Source organism: Runella sp. R0.1_18 (genome assembly GCF_057652155.1).
Genome location: NZ_JBYFCK010000010.1, coordinates 236,590 through 241,416, shown reverse-complemented (window position 1 = coordinate 241,416; position 4,827 = coordinate 236,590). Strand labels below are relative to the sequence as shown.

7 protein-coding genes are annotated in these 4,827 nt (G+C 42.2%); all 7 read right to left on the bottom strand.

Features of this window, described 5'->3' with window-relative positions:
- Positions 1-33: 33 nt before the first annotated feature.
- Complete coding sequence (locus AC23P2_RS18775; RefSeq protein WP_487774619.1) at positions 34-156, bottom strand: hypothetical protein; 123 nt, start codon at positions 154-156, stop codon at positions 34-36.
- Positions 157-503: 347 nt separating this feature from the next.
- Positions 504-965: a hypothetical protein gene (locus tag AC23P2_RS18770; RefSeq protein WP_487774618.1), complete on the bottom strand. Its 462-nt coding sequence runs from the start codon at positions 963-965 to the stop codon at positions 504-506.
- 108 nt (positions 966-1,073) lie between these two features.
- The gene (locus AC23P2_RS18765; protein ID WP_472491900.1) at positions 1,074-1,457 is read right to left on the bottom strand and encodes an ester cyclase; all 384 of its coding nucleotides are present in this window, start codon (positions 1,455-1,457) and stop codon (positions 1,074-1,076) included.
- A 114-nt stretch (positions 1,458-1,571) separates the two neighbouring features.
- The gene (locus AC23P2_RS18760) at positions 1,572-2,399 is read right to left on the bottom strand and encodes a helix-turn-helix domain-containing protein (protein WP_487774617.1); all 828 of its coding nucleotides are present in this window, start codon (positions 2,397-2,399) and stop codon (positions 1,572-1,574) included.
- A 17-nt stretch (positions 2,400-2,416) separates the two neighbouring features.
- A complete protein-coding gene (locus tag AC23P2_RS18755) occupies positions 2,417-3,361 on the bottom strand; it encodes an NAD(P)-dependent alcohol dehydrogenase (RefSeq protein WP_487774616.1) in 945 nt (314 codons plus the stop codon).
- A 372-nt stretch (positions 3,362-3,733) separates the two neighbouring features.
- Positions 3,734-4,180, bottom strand: coding sequence for a hypothetical protein (locus AC23P2_RS18750; protein ID WP_487774615.1), 447 nt, complete (start codon positions 4,178-4,180; stop codon positions 3,734-3,736).
- A 5-nt stretch (positions 4,181-4,185) separates the two neighbouring features.
- Positions 4,186-4,827 (bottom strand): T9SS type A sorting domain-containing protein (locus tag AC23P2_RS18745; RefSeq protein ID WP_487774614.1); only part of this gene is annotated, 642 nt, incomplete at its 5' end.

Genomic DNA, 4,827 nt, shown 5'->3' with positions numbered 1-4,827 from the left:
CTGCGCAATTTCAATCGGAATTACCCGGTCAATTTAAATCGCAGAAGGCTGCTCAATTTCATCGGAATAATCACCTAAGTTCTGTGATACAACGGGTGTATGAACCAGCAAAAACAAAACCACCAAGTAACGCAAACAGCAATATAGATTTCTCATATTTTACTCGTATTTGATTGCCACATTCATCTTTCTGATTTACTATTTTTGCCTAACTGAAACTGTCCAGCAGCGCAAAAACGAGCAAACGCTTCCCAATATACGTTCTTAAAGCATGTGCTTAAAAGCGTATGGTATCTTAGTTCGTAACCAATACAAAATTCACCCTACTTGGCCATTTTCTCCCCCCCCCAATCTTGGTAGTTTTCTTCCATCATTGACAGGGGCAAAGTACCCCATTTAAAATTGATTCTGTACTCATGGTTATCCATGATATTGATTCATGGATAACCATGATTTTGTAACTACTGGTTTTCCATTAAGTAATGGTTTCAAACACCACTTCATCAAAAAGTAACCTTCCCCGTTTCTTTCCAAGACCCATTGCCTTGGGCGTCGATGAGTGGGCCTAGGTTGGTACAATCTCCGCTGATTTTACTGTATCGTCCCGTTCCTCCCGTAAACTTTCCCGTTCCTGTGATGCTGGTAGCCCCTATTTGGGTCGAGAGTGTCGAATAAATTTTGTCGCCATTTGCATCCGTAAATTCCATCGTGTGGGTAGCTGCGCCCGTATCCGTCCCGAGTACTAAACGATCAACAAAAGTGCCTTCCCCCGAAAACGAATAGCTCCCTTTTCCCTCGACAACCACATCAAGATTTTTAGAGTTGGCAATGGGAACCATACTTTTGGTACCAAAGGTAAAGCTAGAGGTGTAAGAAGCATTCTCAAGCTGAAACTCAGCTGCTTTTTCGCAGCTCGACAGGCCAAGTATCAACAAATTGGCCAATACAATCGTAAGTTTTTTCATTTGAAGAAAAGGATTAGGTGAAACAAAATAGTACGTAATAGATTGGGCAAAGTCTTCCCAGCGTGGTTTTGGAAACCATGTAGTAAAAGCCCATAAAGAATGTTCGTTTTAAGAAGGTATCCGTAAAATACCTAATTGCTCAAAGAGGAGCATCTGGTCGCTCAAAGGAAAAACTTCGACAATTCGATTGTTTTGTACTCGGTACCTAACCATCATCGGCATTTCTACTTTTCGATACGTAGCAGGTAGGCCAAAAATCTCCCCTTTGTGTTCCCCCCTAAAAATACCCTCCACGATGACATCGTCTCCCTCAGCCGTAATCGATTCGATAAATATATGGTACCCAGGGAAACCCTTATCGTGCATTAATACACCCTTAATGTACGTTTCCGAGTCCGTATATTCTCTTAAAATCGCTTCCGTTTTAATTCTTCCAGACAGCTTGGCCGCTAGTTGTAAAACGAGTTTTTTGTTTTGCTCCGTCTTTTCCATGTCTTTGGCCTTACAGGTATGACAAAGGTAGCGTCTTTTTCTACGGCCTTGTTAACAGGCCTTTTTCAAACATTTACATTATTGTTTCACTTGTCCATTCCTTGTGCTATTGTTTCACATTTTGTTTCGCCACTCGGTTGGGCTGTACCCTGTTTGCTCTTTAAAACAATGCGTAAAGTAGCTTACTTCCTTAAAACCCACCTTAAAAGCAGTGTCCCCAACGGGCAGTTGGGTTGTTTGTAAAAGCTCTTGCGCTTTGCCAATGCGCACGTATCGGATGTAGTTCGATGTCGAGTAATTAGTCAGTTTTTTAATTCGCCTAAATAGCTGCGCTTTGCTAATTCCCAGCTCATTCTGAAGAAACTCACCCGTCAAGAACTCACTGTCAATGTGCTGAAAAATAAGCCTTTTAACTTCCTCTAAGAAGCGCTGTTCTTGAGTTTGAGGCACTGCCCGCAGTTGCTGTACCGAAAGTGGGTCAACCGTTACCGACTGCACTCGCCGTTCAAAATTATTAACGTAATAGTGAGATTCCAGCTTCGAATCACCCGCCTTTGCTTCTTCAGGGGCTTTGAGTGGTGCGGGTTCAATGCTTTTTTCTAAAGCTAACTGTACGTAAACGACCGTAGTGTGCGTAGGGGCATTGTCGAGCAACAGAATCTTTTGTTCGTGTGCCGACAACAAAAGGTTTGGATTGAAGAAAATTTTTGGCAGATGTATTGCCAATTTTAACAGTATTTGGTCGCCGTTTTCTACCGTACTTGCTTCCAAATACAAATGAGCATCATCAAAAAAGTAACTACTACGAATCAAAAAAGAGGTAAAAACGGGTAAAATCCCCTCTAATGAAGCCGAAATAACCAGTGGCTTTGTCTCAATACAACTGAGCCTATTCCGACGGGTAGTCGCAATAGGCTCAAATGTCCGACATAAATTTTGCATTAGCTCCCCCACATCCATCATAACTGTATCACCAATTTACCCCTGACGTGTCCTGCTTCTAAGGTGGTCGTAGCTTCGTAGATGCTTTCGAGACCTTGGTACGTTTTATCAATATTTATCTTGAGCTTTCCTTCTTCGACTTGCTGTACAACCCATTTTAGGTCATTCATAGAAGGTTTTAGAAAAAAAACAGCCATTTTTTTAGCACGAAACGGATTCCACATCGCGCTGAACATTTTTGCGGGGCCAGGCACGGTGTTGAGGTAAAGCCCCCCACGGCGAAGGGCCTGTTTGGCTTCTTTAAACGAATATTTATCCACCACGTCAAAAACCAAATCGTACGCCTCCGTCTGGGCAAAAGGCGACGTTTGTGAGTAGTCGATTACGTGGTCGGCCCCGAGCGATTTTACAAAATTTGCGTTGTTATACCGACAAACCGCCGTCACATTGGCCCCCATTTGTTTGGCAAGCTGTACGCTAATGTGCCCCAACGACCCCGCAGCGCCTAAAATAAGCACATTTTGACCCGCTTTTACTTTACCTACGTCGCGCAAGCACTGTAACGCCGAGACCGCAGAGATAGGCAACGTACAGACCGTTTCAAACGAAATAGAAGCTGGTTTTGGGATAATTTGCTCCCCTTTCACGAGCACATATTCGGCATAAGGCCCCGACTGCTTAAAAGCATCAACGGTTCCTAGTACTTCATCGCCTACTTTCCACATCGTACTGCCCTCTCCCACCTCCGCGATTTCCCCTGCGAAATCAGTTCCCATAAGCATTGGGAGTTTACGCCTCACAAACATCTTAGCCTCTCCGCTTCGGATTTTCAGTTCTAGAGGAGAAATAGTAAAAGCCTTCACTTTGACCAATACTTCCCCAGCAGCAGGGACAGGCGTAGGAACTTGCTCTATTCGCAGAGCATCGAGGTTTCCGTAGTTTTGTAGTAAAATCGCTTTCATAAGGTTATTGAACGAGTTTAGGTAAGAAAATGCATAAAATCAGCACCAAAGTTCCTGAACCTTATTGGGATTTTTTCTCATGGTTTTCCATGATTTTATTCAATAGGAAGCTGTTATTTTACAAATAGTACTACTGTAAGCCTCCACTATCAGTTAATTTATCAATTACATTATTTAGGAATTCATCGCCGCGGCCCGCAAATTCAACAAACAACCCAGCTAGGCTTCCTCATTGGGTGGTAAATACTAAGAATGCATTAGTGCCACAAGTGACAACTCACCAAGTGCTTGTATGGTAGTTGTTATTCCCCCTCAAAACCATGGTTGGTTCGTCTGAGTCTCTGCTCTGCCTAGGCTTCTTAACCTAAGTCCTTATTCAGGCACAAGTGTATATTCATTGATTGTATTACCTGTTTTAGGATTGGAATACTTACTTGTAAGAATGATTTCGCCATTAACAGCCAGACTTACGCCAAAGTTGTACGCCTTTTCATAGTAAGGCATAGGCTGTAAGTCGTAGAAGGTAAGCAAAGCTAGCTTTTTATCATAATCCCATAAACCTTCAAATACTTCTCCTGTGTATTCGGTGAGTTTGACCGCCTTTCTATCTCCCTCTATAAACTGAATACGATAGCGAGCGTAACCAGGGATGATATTGTTAGTGGCATCTGATTTATAGACCAATACCTTTTTCTCCTCCACTTGAATGGCTTTGAGTGTTCCTTTAAAAGTGTCATCTGTAGGCTTCGGGTTTTTAGGACGGCAAGCTGTAAATGAGGTAAAAATAGTCACAATCACAAATAGAATGAGCATTTTCATATCACTTATTGTTTGATTAGTTTGAAAGATTTTTTTTGATTGTCTTGGATGACTTCTATCACATATTGCCCAGACAATAAACCACTTATATCAAAAGCGGCAAATGGAGGATCAATCCATTGTTTTAGAGATTTACCTTCCCAACTGAAGATTCTGACAGATTGGAGTATACCAATAGGCATTTTGATTTTAAACCAATCTGTTGCAGGGTTTGGAAATACAACGACCTCTTCTAAGTTAGGGTTGGATACACTATTTACTAAAGGTGCATTAACAGATAATACATCGGAATACTCTGAAAAACTACTATTTCTGATAGCCCTCACCCGATAATAGTATTTGTTGCCTGTGCGAACAGCCTTGTCAACGTACTCTTTGGATTGAGCAGGTAAGTCTCCTTTTAATACTTCCCAAGTCGTAGTAGAGTTGGTGGCACGTGATACTTCATAGCCTGTTTCATCTTGTGCATTTTCGTCCCAGACTATGCTTATTTGATTGATTACAGGATTACCCATTTTCTCTCGCAAATTTGTGGGTTTAGGCAAAATAGTCACGGGTGGTGATTGGGTAGTAGCATCGGCGGTATTTGACCAGCCCGAATTGCCTGCCGAGTTTTTGGCTTTGACTCTGTACCAATATTTGGTACT